This is a genomic window from Mycolicibacterium parafortuitum, from assembly GCF_010725485.1.
In the GTDB taxonomy this organism is placed as follows: domain Bacteria; phylum Actinomycetota; class Actinomycetes; order Mycobacteriales; family Mycobacteriaceae; genus Mycobacterium.
Window position 1 is genome coordinate 2,022,323 of sequence record NZ_AP022598.1, and the last position, 13,854, is coordinate 2,036,176.

Genomic DNA, 13,854 nt, shown 5'->3' on the forward strand with positions numbered 1-13,854 from the left:
TTCAGAATATGTCCGCACCGGCCTACCGTCGAGGCATGGACGTCGTCATCTGCAATCCGGTACGGACGCCGGTCGGTCGCATGGGAGGTGCGCTCGCGCCCCTGACCGCCGCCGATCTGGCCACCGTCACGCTGCGCGCACTGATCGACCGCACAGGTCTGCGCGAGGGCGACGTCGACGACGTGATCCTCGGCAACGGCTACGCCAACGGGGAAGCGCCCGCACTCGGGCGGATCGCCGCACTCGACTCCGGGCTGGGCACCGCGGTGCCCGGTCTGCAGATCGACCGGCGCTGCGGGTCCGGACTGCAGGCCGTGCTGTACGCCGCCGGACAGGTCGCCACCGGGGCGGCTCGCACGGTGATCGCCGGAGGCGCGGAGTCGATGTCCAACGTCGAGCACTACGCACTCGGCCTGCGCAACGGTGTGCGCCAGGGTGGGATCGCACTGCGGGACCGCCTCGATCGAGCACGCGAAACCGCGGGCGGTACAAGTCATCCCATCGCCGGGGGCATGATCGAGACCGCCGAGAACCTGCGGGCCCAGTACGAGATCACCCGCCAGGAGCAGGACGAGCTCGCGGCGCGTTCGCACCGGCGCGCGGTGGCCGCGCACGACAACGGCCACTTCGCCGACGAACTCGTCCCGGTCACCGTCCCCGGCGCACGGGGACGTGCGGACACCATCGTCGAGCGCGACGAACACCCCCGCGCCGACCTCACCGTCGAGAAGCTCGCACAACTGCGCGCTGTCCGGTCGCGCCACGACTGCGCCGCGACCGTCACCGCGGGCAACGCGTCAGGCCAGAACGACGGCGCGGCGATGTGTGTCGTCACCACCCGCGCCGAAGCCGAAAAGCGGTCCTGGGAGCCGTTGTTGACACTGCGGTCCTCGGCGGTCACCGGCTGTGCGCCCGAGACCATGGGCCTCGGTCCGGTCGCCGCCACCGCCGCGGCACTGGAACGTGCCGGGCTGACCCTCGACGAGATCGACCTCATCGAGCTCAACGAGGCGTTCGCCGCGCAGGTGCTGGCCGTACTCGCCGAATGGAAGGTCGACCCGCTCGACGACCGCCTCAACCCGAACGGCTCCGGCATCTCGCTGGGCCACCCCATCGGCGCCACCGGCGCCAGGATTCTCGCCACCGCCGCCTACGAGGCGCGTCGGCGCGGCGCCCGCTACGTGCTGGAGACGATGTGCATCGGCGGGGGACAGGGTCTGGCCGCGGTGTTCGAAGCGACGCGGTTCGAGGTGACGCGATGAGCGCCGCCGACGTGCACGTGGTGGAAAGTGGCGTGCCGCACGGGCCCCCGGTGGTGCTGTCCAACTCGCTGGGCGCCACCCACCGGATGTGGGAACCCCAGGCGGACGCGCTGGAAAGCCGGTTCCGGGTGCTGCGCTACGACACCCGCGGCCATGGCGGTTCGCCGGTGCCCGGCGGCCCGTACTCGATCGACGACCTCGCCGACGACCTGATCGGGATCCTCGACCGCCGCGGCATCGAGCGCGCCCACCTGATCGGACTGTCCCTGGGCGGGATGACCGCGATGCGGGTGGCCGCACGCAACCCCGACCGGGTCGACCGGATGGTGCTGCTGTGCACCGCCGCCGAACTCGCACCCGCGCAGGCCTGGATGGATCGCGCAGCGGCGGTGCGTGCCGGCGGCGCCGAAGCCGTCGCGCCCGCCGTGATCGCCCGGTGGTTCACGCTGAGCTACCTGGAGACCCACCCGGCCGAACGCGCCGAATGGATGGCCATGATCGCGGCAACGCCGGCCGAAGGTTACGCCTCGTGCTGTGAGGCGATCGCCGAACTCGATCTGCGCGAACAACTCTCGACGATCACCGCGCCGACGCTGGCCATCGCCGGCGCCGACGACCCCGCGACCCCGCCGGCGAAACTTGAGCACATAGTCGCCGGCGTCCCCGGTGCGTCGCTGATGGTCGTCGACGGGGCGGCACATCTGGCCAACGCCGAACAACCCGAGCAGATCACCGCCGCCATCATCGAACACCTGGAGCAGTCATGACCCTCGACAAAGTGGTCGCCACGGCACGCGAGGCCGTCGACGACATCCCGTCCGGATCGAGTCTCGCGGTAGGCGGCTTCGGTCTGGCCGGTATCCCGTGGTTTTTGATCGAGGCGCTCATGGAGCAGGGCGCCGACGACCTGACCATCGTCAGCAACAACTGCGGCGTCGACGGCGGCGGTCTGGGGCTGCTGCTGGAGGCACACCGCATCACCCGGGTCATCGCGTCCTACGTCGGGGAGAACAAGGAGTTCGCCCGCCAGTATCTGTCCGGTGAGCTCACCGTGGAGCTCACCCCGCAGGGGACGCTGGCCGAGCGGTTGCGCGCCGGCGGCAGCGGCATCGGGGCGTTCTTCACCCCGACCGGGGTCGGCACGCTGGTCGCCGACGGCGGCCTGCCGTGGCGTTACCACCCCGACGGCAGTGTCGCGCTGGCCTCGCCGCCCAAGGAGGTCCGCTCCTTCCGTGGGCGCCGGATGCTGCTGGAGGAATCGATCGTCACCGACTACGCGCTGGTGCGCGCCGCCGTCGCCGACCGGGCCGGAAACTGCGTATTCCACGCCGCGGCACGCAATTTCAACCCGCCCGCGGCGATGGCCGGCCGGGTCACGGTGGTGGAGGCCGAGCGTGTCGTCGAGGTCGGTGAACTACACCCCGACGAGATCCACCTGCCCGGCATCTTCGTGCAGCGCATCGTCGAGCTCAGCCCGGAACAGGCGGCCCGCAAGGGCATTGAGAAGCGCACCACCCGACCGCGGACCCCGCAGGAGGCACTGGCATGAGCTGGACGCGTACCGAGATGGCCGCCCGCGCAGCGCGGGAACTGCGCGACGGCGACTACGTCAACCTGGGGATCGGACTGCCGACGCTGATCCCCGACCACCTGCCCGAAGGCTCCGATGTCACGTTGCACGCCGAGAACGGCATCCTGGGCGTCGGACCGTTCCCGTACGACGACGAGGTCGACCCGGACCTGGTCAACGCCGGTAAGCAGACCGTGTCCGTGCTGCCGGGCGCGTCGTTCTTCGACTCGGCAACCAGCTTCGCGATGATCCGCGGCGGGCACGTCGACGTCGCGGTGCTCGGCGGGATGCAGGTCGCGGTCAACGGTGATCTGGCGAACTGGATGGTGCCCGGCTCGATGGTCAAGGGTATGGGTGGGGCGATGGACCTCGTCAACGGTGCCGCCAAGGTGATCGTGTTGATGGACCACGTCGCGAAAAACGGTGACGCCAAACTTGTCTCGGAGTGCGACCTGCCGCTGACCGGAAAGGCGGTCGTGCAGCGGGTGATCACCGACCTCGGCGTGTTCGACGTCACCGGCACCGAGTTCGGTGTCGTCGAGCTCGCCCCCGGCGTCGACCTCGACGAGGTGGCCGCCAAGACCGGCGCACCGGTGGCCGACCACCGTCAACGTCTCAGCGCAGCCAGCTCGGAACGCGAACGGATGCCCAGCTTGGCGTAGATCCGGGTCAGGTGATACTGCACTGTCTTCGGTGACACGTACAGTTCGGCCGCGACCTCGCGATTGGAGAGCCCGCGCGACACCAGCGTCGAGACCGCCTCCTCCTGTGGGGTGAGTTCGACGGCGTGGCGGGACTCGCGGCTCTGGTGCAGCCCACCGGCTTTGAGCTCCCGGTCGCAGCGCGCCACGTAGGTGCCTGCGCCGAGGCCGTCGTAGAGCTCGCGCGCGGCGCTGATGACCGTGTCGGCTTCGCGCCGCTTACCCGCCCGGCGCAGGGTCTGCCCGTAGGCGAAATCGACCCGTGCCGTCTCGTAGCGCAACGGCAGCCCGTCCAGCAGGGCCAGGGACTGCTCGAAAGCCTCACGGGCGGCGGCGATATCGCCCTGCGCACCGAGAAGGCGGCCGCGAACCCACCCGAGCCGGGCCTGCGCGCTGCGGTGCCCCCGACTCCGGGCTCGCTGAGCGTGCGGGCGCAGGAAGTTCTCGGCCCCGGCCAGGTCGCCGGTCAGCACCATCGCGTTGGCCAGAACGTCGACCCACGGCCAGTACCCGGGTTCCTGCAGCGAGGTGCCGGGGGCCAGCGTCGTGAGCGGTTCCAGGATCCGGCGGACCGCCGCGTAATCGGCCTGTGCCTCCGCGATCTGGGCGCGCAGCAGCAGCGCGGGGATGCGCATCATCGCGTACTCGCCACCGTGGGCCGCGGCGCGCGCGGCGGCTTCCGCGGCCGCCCAGTCACCGCGTAGCGCGGCGATCTGCCCGGCGGTCCACTCCAGCAGCGGGGTGGCCAGCACGATTCCGCTGGCCTCGGCGAGCCGGCGGCCGTGCTCGACGTTGAGCAGTGCCGCATCCCATTCCCCGAGGCTGAACTGCGTGCGTGCCAGCCACGCATGCGACCAGAGTGTGATACGGGTCGATCCTCCGAGACCCGCGGCGGCAACCGCACTCTCGAGGCTGGAGCGGGCTCCCTCGACATCGTCGCGCATCAGCTGCACCCACCCGCGTCCCATCACGACGCGCTGCGCCTGGGCGCCGTGACGAACACGCTCGTGCAGGTCGTCGTACTCGGCGGCGGCGCGGCGGGGCTGTCCCGAGGCCAGCAGGCCCAGCCCGCGGATCGCGGCAGCCTCGATACCCGCGGGGGAGTCGCGGTCGGCAAGCGCCAGCGCGCGGTCGGCCCACGCCACCAACTGCTCACCCTGACAGTGCACCAGCGCGTGCAGGACGTAACGCTGGGCGATGAACGCCGCGGTGTCGGTGTCACGGTCGATGTGGACGATGTCCCAGGCGCGGCGCAGCCGTACCTCCGCCTCGGTGGCACGCCCCCGCAGGATCGCCAGATACGCCAGTGTGGCGTTGCGCAGCGGTGTTTCGCGCAGGTTCTCCACCGCGGGAATCATCGCCGCCGCCCCGACGCAGTCTCCGGCGGCGACCAGCGCGTCGACCGCCCGCGTGAGCCGTTCGTCGCGGCGTAGCGGATCGGAGGTGAGTCGCGCGGCGTCGCGGAACAGCGTCGCGGCACGACTCCACTCACCGTCGGTCCCCGAGGACCGCGCCAGTGCGTCCACCTCATCGGCCAGCGCCTCGTCGGGCACCGGGGTGGCGGCGACGCGATGGCGAAGCCGCGCAACAGGATCGGTGACAACCTCGGCGGCGCGGCGGTGCAGCTCGGCGGTGGCCCGGACACCGTGCACATCGAGGACCGCTGCCGCCGTGAGCGGATCGCGCAGTGCGGGATCCAGCGGATCACCGGGTGCCAGGAGGCCGGCGCCGGTCGCCGCCGCCACGGCAGCCAGCGGATCGTCGATGCCGGCCAGCTTCACGGCCTCCGACAACGTCGCTCCGTCGCCGAGGACGGCCAGCGCCACCGTCAGCGCACGCCCGTCCGGGCCTGCGGCGGCGAGATCCTGTTCGGCCTGCACGACAACCTCGCGCGGCGCCGGCAGACGGGCATCCAGCCTGCTCCATGTCTGAGCGGGCAGTTCGTCGAGCAGCGCGCGCAGATGTCCGGGGTGGCCCCCGGTGTGGCGGGTGAGCAACTCCGCGGTCGACGCGGGCAACACGTGCCCGCGCGCCGAGGCGAGTTCGGCCACCTCGCGGGTGCTCAGCCCGGCCACCACGAGCTCATCGCCGCCGAGCCCCGGTATGCAGAGGGGACGTCCGTCGGTCACCAACGCGATCAGGACGGGCAGCGTGCGGTGATGCCGGATCAAGGTCGAAAGGGCTTGCAGGGAAAGCGTGTCCGCGTACTGTGCATCGTCGATGACGAGTAGTGTCGGCTCCTCGGCCGACAGCGTACGCGCCAATTCCCCGGCCGCTCCGGCCGCGTCGGTCGGCGTCGGGCCGGTGAGCAGCTGGGACAGCACCGCGCCGTCGAGGGTGCTCTCCCACGGGACGGCGGTGGCCCACCGGACGGCCGGGACCTGCGCGGCCGTGCGCCGCAGCAGAGCGGTCTTGCCGATCCCCGCCGCGCCGCGGACGGTGACGACGGACGCACCGCCGGCCGCCGTGGCCGTCGTACGCCGAATCAACTCCTCCAGATCGGCGGCGCGACCGACGAACGTGACAGGCGCCATGGGCACCCACCCATCGTAGGGGCGGTGGCCGCCGCGTCCCCGCCGATCAGCCCAGATCGCCACCGGCGACGGGCAACACGGTCCCGGTGATGTACGCCGCCTCATCGGAGGCCAGGAAGCAGATCGCCGCCGCCTGCTCGTCGAGCGTCCCGTACCGCTTCATCAGCGAGGAGTCCAGCGTCTGGGTGATGTGCGCGTCGAACCACGCCTGCTCGGTGTCGTTGCGCGGCTTCGGGGTGCCGCGCGAGATCCGCCTGGGCGGCGCGGCGGTACCGCCGGGTGCGGTCGCGACGACCCTGATCCCCGCGTCGGCGTACTCCATCGCCAGCGACGCCGTGATCGCGTTGATACCGCCCTTGGCCGCCGAGTACGGGATGCGGTGAATACCCCTGGTGGCCGCCGAGGAGACGTTGACGATCACGCCGCGCCCCCGCGACACCATCGCGGGCAGCGCCGCATGACATGAGAACAGGGTGGTCATCAACGACCGGTCGATCTCGGCGCGCACCTCGGCGGGGGTGAACTCGGTGAACGGTTTGAAGTTGATGGCCCCGCCCACGTTGTTGATCAACACGTCGATCCGGCCGAAGGCCGAAAGGGCCTGTTGCACCAGAGATTCGGCACCTTCGTGGTGTTCGAGATCCGCGGTCACGGCCACCGCGGGTGACCGTGCGGCCAGCTCGTCGGCGAGTTCCTTGACCAGCTCAGACCGGTCGGCGAGCACCAGCACCCCGCCCTCGGCGTGGATGCGGCGGGCGGTGCGCTCACCGATGCCCTGCGCCGCGCCGGTCACCAGCACGACCTTGCCGGCGAACCGGCCCGGGGTCACGAACGCCGGTGCCGTCGCGTCCGCGGTGTCGGCCATCGCGCGTCGCATGGTCTGCTTGGACCGCTCGGCATGTGCGGTGATGAGAGCGCGGGCCGCCTCGCGGTCGCCGGCCTCGAACGCGGCGACGATGTCGACGTGGTCCTGCGCGCACCGGGGATGGCACCACGTCGCGTGGCGCAGCACCTCGGTCATCCGGCCCTTGACCCCCAGCGCCTGATACGCCTGCAGCAGGTGGTCGTTGCGGGTGAGCGTGAACAGGTAGTCGTGGAACGCCGCGTTGGTCTCGGTGTACTGCTCGGCGTCGACGAAATGGTCCCCGTCGACATAAGGCAGTGTCGACTCGGCCAGCAGCCGGTATCCGGCCAGCTGGGCACTCGAGAGGCGTCCCATCGTCAGCTCCAGCGCCCCGAGCTCCAGCGCGGACCTGGCCTCGAAGATCGCGTCGGACTCGCGGACCTCGGGATGCTCCTCGCCGATCTGATATCCGTCGTGGCTGACCACGGTCGCGGTGTCGACGGTCTGCGGTGCGTGTGCCGGCGCGGTGACCGGATCGAAGAGGGTCTGCCCGGCGATGCCACGTGCACCGGTGGGCAGCAGCAGGCCGTCGTCACCGTCGAGGGGGCAGGCCGCGTCACCGCCGGCCGCCACCATGACCTGTCCCGCGACCCGCCGGATCGCGTCGTCGTCCGTGACGACGGTGCGCGCGGCCACCGGTGCCAGGTCGGCGCGAGCCAATACGACCTGTCCGGCCACCGCGCGGGCGTCGGGGACCGGGAGCAAGACCTCCGCGGCGAGGCGGGCGGAACCGGAGGCCGGTGCGGGTTTCTGCGCGGAGGCCGCGGCCTTGGCGAGCCCGAACTTCTCGTAGTAGAAGCCGGTGGGCTCCACGCCCGCGGTGTTCAGGTGGGTACGCACCGACTCGACCATCGGCGGCGGTCCGCACAGATAGATGGCCAGGTCACCTCCGTGGAGGTGTTCGGGGGCGATCAGGTCGGTGACGTAGGGGCGGTCAGGACCCCGGTTGGGCGCCGAGCTCGCCGGATCGGACACGCAGAAGTCCCACGTGAAAGCCGGGAGCTGCGCCCCGATCTCCTCGATCTCGTCGACGGCGGTCAGGTCGTCGTCCGAGCTGACACCGTAGATCAGGTGGGTCGCGCGGGTGCTGCCCGCGGCCCGCATCGCCCGCAGCATCGCCAGGATCGGCGCCAGGCCCGTGCCACCGGCCAACAGCAGTACCGGACGTTGCGCCTCCCGCAGGAAGAACGATCCGTTCGGGCCGGTGAACGACAGCGCGTCCCCGACCTGTGCGCGGTGGGTCAGGTAGTCCGACATCGCGCCGCCGGGAACCAGCTTGACCAGGAACGTCAGCAGTTCCTCGTGCGGGGCGTTGGAGAACGAGTACGAACGGGTCTGGTCAGTGCCCGGGACGGCGATGTTGACGTACTGACCGGGCAGGAAGGCGAGTTCACCGCGGTTGGGGATCTCGATGCCGATCTTGACGGTGGTCGGGGAGAGCCGCTCCAGCAGCGTCAGGGTGCCCTGGTAGGTGGCGGCCTGGGTCTTCGCCGAATCCGAGGTGGCCGCGATCTGCAGGACCAGATCCGAGCGCGGCTTCATGCTGCACGGCAGCACGAAGCCGGCGGCCGCCTCGTCGGGCGCCAGCGCGTCGTCGATGTAGGTGCCGACGTCGTATTTCCCGCTCTCGCACAGCGCCTTACAGGTTCCGCAGGCGCCGTCGCGGCAGTCCAGCGGGATGTTGATGCGCTGCCGGTAGGACGCGTCGGCGACGGTCTGATCGGGCCGGCAGTTGATGAATCGCGTGACGCCGTCTTCGAAAGACAAGGCCACCGAATATGTTTCGGTCACTGTGCTCACCTCAGAAGTGGTAGACGTCCACCACATGGTGGATGTAGTCGTTCTTGAGCACCACGGTCTTGCGGCGGATCAACGGCTGCTCACCGCCGAAGTCGATGGTGTAGAAGGAGGTGCCGTAGTACGGATCGATGGTCTTGTAGCGGAAGTACATGGTGTGCCAGTTGAATCGCACGTCCACGACGTCGCCTCGGCGCTCGATGACCTCCACGTTCGAGATGTTGTGGCTGGTGCGCGGTTCCGGCAGTGAGGTCGCCGACGACCGTTCGGTGCGGATCCGGAACACGCGGTCCTCCAGGCCACCCTTGTTCGAGTAGTAGATCAGCGAGATGTCGCGTTGGGGATCCTCGACGAGCCGGTCGTCGTCGGTCCAGGCCGGCATCCAGTAGACGACGTCGTCGGCGTAGCAGTCCAGCCACTTCTCGAATTCGCGGTCGTCCAGATACCGGGCCTCGCGATACAAGAACTGCTCGATCGCGTTCTGGGTGATGAGTGTTCCGGTGGTGACGGCATTTTCGGTGGTGGTCATGTCAGTGAACATCCTTCTGCGCCGCGGCGCGCATCGTTTGCAGCCAGTAGCCGTGCTGCACCGGGTAGAGACCTTCGTCTTCGTTCTTGACGCCGGAGGAGATCACGTTGTCGAGCCCGAGGGAGCGCGCGACGTCGTCGGGGCCGTCGAGCCAGTGCTGGGCGCCGCGGCTCATGTCGTTCCACGGTGCCGCCTCGGCGCGGAAGGTGAGTTGGCAGGACCGGAACTCCTCGAGGTCGTCCGGGGTGGCCATGCCGGAGGCGTTGAAGAAGTCCTCGTACTGCCGGATCCGGTTGGCGCGGGCCTGTGCGCTCTCACCCTTGGGTGCGATGCAGTAGATGGTCACCTCGGTCCGGTCCGGCGCGATCGGGCGGAAGTGCCGGATCTGGGTCGAGAATTGGTCCATCACATAAACATTCGGGTAGATGCACAGGTTGCGCGACCCCTTGACCATGAATTCGCCCTTGGCGTCGCCATGGGTGGCCTTGAGGTCGTCGAGCTTGTCCCACAGCGGCCGGTCCTGCGGGTTGGCCGCCCACGTCCACAGGCACAGGTGGCCGTGCGGGAACGACCAGTACCCGCCGCCGGACTTGCCCCACCCGCCGGCGTCGAGGGCCTTGGTCTCGTTCTTGGACTCGCCGGTGCCGCGGCGGCTGGTGGTCGCCGCATAGTTCCAGTGTGTCGCGGTGACGTGGTATCCGTCGGCACCGTTCTCCGCCTGGACTTTCCAGTTGCCGTCGTAGGTGTAGGTGGAGGATCCGCGCAGCACCTCCAGGCCGTCGGGGGACTGGTCGACGAGCATGTCGATGACCTTGGTCGCGTCGCCGAGATGCTCGGTCAGGCCGACCACGTCGGCGTTGAGGCTGCCGAACAGGAAGCCGCGGTAGCTCTCGAAGCGGGCGACGCGGGTCATGTTGTGCGAGCCGCCCACGTTGAACGCGTCCGGGTACCCGGCGCCGTCGGGGTCCTTCACCTTCAGCAGCGCGCCGTCGTTGCGGAACGTCCAGCCGTGGAACGGGCACGTCAGCGTCATGCGGTTGTCGGTCTTGCGCCGGCAGATCATCGCGCCGCGGTGCGCGCACGCGTTGATCAGACAGTTCAGGCTGCCGTCCTTGGAGCGGGTGATCACCACGGGCTGACGGCCGATGTAGGTGGTGAAGTAGTCGCCCGGATTGGCGACCTGGCTCTCGTGGGCCAGGTAGACCCAGTTGCCCTCGAAGATGTGTTTCATCTCGAGTTCGAAGATCTCCTCGTCGGTGAAGATGCGCCGGTTGGCCCGGAACACGCCGGCCTCCGGGTCGTCGATGACCGCGTCGGCGAGGACCGCCGCCACGTGTGTCCTGGGTTCGGTCGATGCCGTGGTTGTCGATGTCGTGGTTGTCGATGTCGTGGTCTGCGCCATCAGGGGGCCTCCGCGAGTCCGGAAAAGTGATGTCTACCTGCACACTGACAGCGAGTGGCAGCCGTCACACTAGGGCTATTGCTAGTCCTGGCCTGGACGTCGATTGATAGATGAATTCGCTTAAAAGCGCCAAATCAGGTCTTTGTCATGTATGGATCGCGGGTCTACCGTCGAGGGTGTCGACGGTCACACAGCGACCGTCAGAGGACCCCGACCACACCGCCCGGCCGCCGGGAGAGCAAGGAGTCACCGATGGAACTGCGTCACCTGCGCTACTTCCTGGCTGTGGCCGACACCTGCCATTTCGGGCAGGCAGCCGAACAGCTGCACATCGCGCAGCCCGCGCTGTCCTACGCCATCCGGCAGCTCGAGAACTCGGTGGACGCGACCCTGTTCACCCGGACCACACGGCACGTGGCGTTGACCCCGGCAGGGGAGTTCCTCCGGGCGGAGGCCACGCGGATCCTCGACGGTGTCGATGCGGCGCAGCGAGGGGTGCGCCGCATCGCCGCCGGACGCAGCGGTCTGCTGCGGCTCGGCCTGACCGGCACCGCGGCGTTCTCGCACCTGCCGAGGATCGCCCGCATCGTCCGGCAGGAGCTGCCGGCCGTCGCACTCGACATCCACGCCGACCTGCTGACGCCGGCCCAGTGCGAGGGGCTGCGCACCGGCGCGCTCGACCTCGGTGTGCTGCGCCCTCCGGCGGTCGGTGGCGACGTGACAACCCGCACCGTCGACGCGGAGCCGTTGATCCTCGCGCTGTCGGCCGACCACCGACTGGCCGCCGAACCGGTGGTGTCGCTGGCCGATCTGCGCAGCGAGCCGTTCATCGGCTATTCCGCGCAGGATTCCGCCGTCAACGACGCGGTGACGCGCAGCTGCCGCACGGCCGGCTTCGTGCCGCACCGCGAGCACAGTGCCCCGGGGACCGCTGTGCTGCTCGCCCTCGTCGCCGCCGGCCTCGGCGTGTCCGTCGTCCCGGCGTCGGTCCGCGCACTGCCGTTGCACGGCGTCGTGTTCCGGGATCTCGTCGACGGCGGAACCGTCGACCTGGCGCTGGCCTGGCGCGACGGCGCCGACAACCCGGTGGTCGACGCGGTCGTCGCCGTGCTCACCGGGGCACTGACCCCACTGGACCATTCCGCCTTTCAGGAGCAACCGTGAAAATCACTGCCGTCGAGGCGATCCCGTTCGCGATTCCGTACAGCAAGCCGCTGAAGTTCGCCTCCGGAGAGGTGCACGCCGCCGAGCACGTGCTGGTGCGGGTGCACACCGACGAAGGTGTCGTGGGTGTGGCCGAGGCGCCACCGCGGCCCTTCACCTACGGCGAGACCCAGGACGGCATCCTCGCGGTGATCCGGCAGATATTCGCCCCGCAGATCGTCGGCCTGACACTGACCGAACGGGAAGTGGTGGCCTCTCGGCTCGCGCGCACCGTCGGCAACCCAACCGCGAAAGCCGCTGTGGACATGGCGATCTGGGATGCGCTGGGACGCAGCCTCGACCTGTCGGTCAGCGCGATGCTCGGCGGCTACGGCGACCACATGCGCGTCAGTCACATGCTCGGCTTCGACACCCCCGACAAGATGGTGGCCGAGGCCGAACGGATCCAGGCCGAGTACGGGATCTCGACGTTCAAGGTGAAGGTGGGGCGCAGGCCCGTCACGCTGGACACCGCGGTGGTCCGCGCGCTGCGGGAGCACTTCGGCGACACCGTGGACCTCTACGTCGACGGCAACCGCGGCTGGACGGCGTCGGAATCGCTGCGCGCGCTCAAGGAAATGGCCGACCTCGACCTGATCTTCGCCGAGGAGTTGTGTCCCGCCGACGACGTACTGGGCCGGCGATGGCTGGTCGAGCACACCGACATCCCGTTCATCGCCGACGAATCCGTGCCGACTCCCGCCGACGTGACCCGCGAGGTGCTCGGCGGATCGGCCACCGCGATCAGCATCAAGACCGCCCGCACCGGCTTCACCGGATCCCAGCGCGTCCACCACCTCGCCGAGGGGCTCGGCCTGGAAATCGTGATGGGCAATCAGATCGACGGCCAACTCGGCACCGCCTGCGCGGTGGCGTTCGGCGCCGCGTTCGAGCTGACGTCGAGGCGGGCCGGGGAGCTGTCGAACTTCCTGGACATGTCCGACGACCTGCTCGCCACCCCGTTGCGTATTCGCGACGGACTTCTCCACGTACCTCCGGGACCCGGCCTCGGAATCGAGATCGACCCGGACAAGCTCGACCACTACCGCACCGATCACCAGAACCAGAAGGACCAGCCATGACCACCATCGAGAGCCCGATCGACACCGCATCGGCCGCAGCCTCCGGCGCCTCGGCCACCGAACGCTTCCAGACCGACAAGTCGCCGTTTGACGCGGTGCGTGACACCCCGGCCGAGCGGGTCGATCTGCTTGCCCGCGAAGTGCTCTCGGCGGTGCACGACACCATCCGCCGCCACCGCGTCACCTATGACGAGTACAACGCCCTCAAGGCGTGGCTGATCAACGTCGGCGCCGACGGGGAATGGCCGCTGTTCCTCGACGTCTGGGTCGAGCACGTCGTCGAAGACGTCGCGACCGACCACCGCCAAGGCAACAAGGGCACCATCGAGGGCCCCTACTACGTGCCGAACTCACCCGAATGCGGTGCCTGCGGCACCATTCCGATGCGCGACGGAGAGCAGGGCACCCCGCTGGTGTGGGACGGCGTCATCACCAGCACCGACGGAACGCCGCTGCCGGGCAAGGTCGAACTCTGGCACGCCGACGCCGACGGCTTCTACTCGCAGTTCGCCCCGAACCTGCCCGAGTGGAATCTGCGGGGATCCTTCAGCACCGGCGCCGACGGCGCATTCGAGATCACCACGATCCGTCCCGCGCCCTATCAGATCCCGACCGACGGATCCTGCGGCAAGCTCATCGCCGCGGCCGGCTGGCATGCGTGGCGTCCCGCGCACCTGCACGTGAAGGTCTCCGCGCCCGGCCATGAACTACTGACCGCGCAGCTCTACTTTCCCGGTGATCCGCACAACGACGACGACATCGCCGGTGCGGTCAAGGACGAACTGATCCTCCAGCCGCGCGAGCAGGCCGACGGCACCCACCGGGTCAGCTACAACTTCGTCCTCGACCCGGTGAAGGCGTGATCGGCTG

General features: G+C 69.5%; 11 protein-coding genes. 7 read left to right on the forward strand and 4 right to left on the reverse strand.

Translation table 11 applies throughout. The features are described from left to right. Window positions 1-35 precede the first annotated feature (35 nt). The 4 genes from NTM_RS09610 to NTM_RS09625 are packed head-to-tail and all read left to right on the forward strand — an operon-like array spanning window position 36 to window position 3,494. On the forward strand, window positions 36-1,262 hold the full coding sequence (locus tag NTM_RS09610; protein WP_163766163.1) for an acetyl-CoA C-acetyltransferase: 1,227 nt from the start codon (window positions 36-38) through the stop codon (window positions 1,260-1,262). Then, on the forward strand, window positions 1,259-2,029 hold the full coding sequence (pcaD, locus tag NTM_RS09615) for a 3-oxoadipate enol-lactonase (RefSeq protein ID WP_104862648.1): 771 nt from the start codon (window positions 1,259-1,261) through the stop codon (window positions 2,027-2,029). Before NTM_RS09610 ends, pcaD begins: the two co-directional genes overlap by 4 nt. Further along, complete coding sequence (locus NTM_RS09620; RefSeq protein WP_163766164.1) at window positions 2,026-2,811, forward strand: CoA transferase subunit A; 786 nt, start codon at window positions 2,026-2,028, stop codon at window positions 2,809-2,811. Before pcaD ends, NTM_RS09620 begins: the two co-directional genes overlap by 4 nt. After that, on the forward strand, window positions 2,808-3,494 hold the full coding sequence (locus tag NTM_RS09625; protein WP_163766165.1) for a 3-oxoacid CoA-transferase subunit B: 687 nt from the start codon (window positions 2,808-2,810) through the stop codon (window positions 3,492-3,494). Before NTM_RS09620 ends, NTM_RS09625 begins: the two co-directional genes overlap by 4 nt. Here the strand turns inward: NTM_RS09625 and NTM_RS09630 are convergent. The 4 genes from NTM_RS09630 to benA are packed head-to-tail and all read right to left on the reverse strand — an operon-like array spanning window position 3,440 to window position 10,699. After that, window positions 3,440-6,067 carry a helix-turn-helix transcriptional regulator gene (locus NTM_RS09630; protein WP_163769434.1) on the reverse strand — a complete coding sequence of 876 codons (2,628 nt, stop codon included), beginning with the start codon at window positions 6,065-6,067 and terminating at the stop codon, window positions 3,440-3,442. The two genes, NTM_RS09625 and NTM_RS09630, sit on opposite strands and share 55 nt — an antisense overlap. 46 nt (window positions 6,068-6,113) lie before the next feature. Beyond that, window positions 6,114-8,798 (reverse strand): benzoate 1,2-dioxygenase electron transfer component BenC, encoded by a 2,685-nt coding sequence (gene benC, locus NTM_RS09635; protein WP_170311972.1) that lies wholly within the window; start codon window positions 8,796-8,798, stop codon window positions 6,114-6,116. Beyond that, window positions 8,773-9,297, reverse strand: coding sequence for a benzoate 1,2-dioxygenase small subunit (gene benB, locus NTM_RS09640; RefSeq protein WP_104862644.1), 525 nt, complete (start codon window positions 9,295-9,297; stop codon window positions 8,773-8,775). Before benB ends, benC begins: the two co-directional genes overlap by 26 nt. A gap of 1 nt (window position 9,298) precedes the next feature. Beyond that, window positions 9,299-10,699 (reverse strand): benzoate 1,2-dioxygenase large subunit, encoded by a 1,401-nt coding sequence (gene benA, locus NTM_RS09645; protein WP_163766167.1) that lies wholly within the window; start codon window positions 10,697-10,699, stop codon window positions 9,299-9,301. Window positions 10,700-10,951: 252 nt separating this feature from the next. Here benA and NTM_RS09650 point away from each other — a divergent pair, with 252 nt between their 5' ends. Genes NTM_RS09650 through catA form a run of 3 tightly spaced genes read left to right on the forward strand, consistent with a single transcriptional unit; the run spans window position 10,952 to window position 13,847 of the window. Further along, window positions 10,952-11,863 carry a LysR substrate-binding domain-containing protein gene (locus NTM_RS09650; protein ID WP_163766168.1) on the forward strand — a complete coding sequence of 304 codons (912 nt, stop codon included), beginning with the start codon at window positions 10,952-10,954 and terminating at the stop codon, window positions 11,861-11,863. Then, window positions 11,860-12,984 (forward strand): mandelate racemase/muconate lactonizing enzyme family protein, encoded by a 1,125-nt coding sequence (locus NTM_RS09655; RefSeq protein WP_163766169.1) that lies wholly within the window; start codon window positions 11,860-11,862, stop codon window positions 12,982-12,984. Before NTM_RS09650 ends, NTM_RS09655 begins: the two co-directional genes overlap by 4 nt. After that, a complete protein-coding gene (gene catA, locus NTM_RS09660) occupies window positions 12,981-13,847 on the forward strand; it encodes a catechol 1,2-dioxygenase (protein ID WP_163766170.1) in 867 nt (288 codons plus the stop codon). Before NTM_RS09655 ends, catA begins: the two co-directional genes overlap by 4 nt. Window positions 13,848-13,854 lie beyond the last annotated feature (7 nt).